Genomic DNA, 364 nt, shown 5'->3' on the forward strand with positions numbered 1-364 from the left:
CTCCCCTACCCACACCTCATCGCCACCCTTTTCAACGGATGTGCGTTCGGTCCTCCATTTCCTTTTACGGAAACTTCAACCTGGACATGGGTAGATCACCCGGTTTCGGGTCTGCCTGAACTGACTCTACGCCCTATTAAGACTTGGTTTCCCTTCGGCTCCACACCTTAAGTGCTTAACCTTGCCAGTCCCGGCAACTCGCCGGACCGTTCTACAAAAAGTACGCGGTTCCACCTGAAATGTGGTTCCACAGTTTGTAAACACAGGGTTTCAGGTTCTTTTTCACTCCCCTCCCGGGGTTCTTTTCACCTTTCCTTCACAGTACTATGCGCTATCGGTCACTAAGGAGTATTTAGCCTTGGGG

General features: G+C 51.4%; 1 rRNA gene. It reads right to left on the reverse strand.

What is annotated here, in order from left to right:
• Nucleotides 1-364: ribosomal RNA gene (locus NE473_RS30625) — 23S ribosomal RNA — on the reverse strand; the annotation flags it as partial.

Source organism: Hungatella sp. SL.1.14 (genome assembly GCF_024460495.1).
GTDB classification, from domain to species: Bacteria; Bacillota; Clostridia; order Lachnospirales; family Lachnospiraceae; genus Hungatella; species Hungatella hathewayi.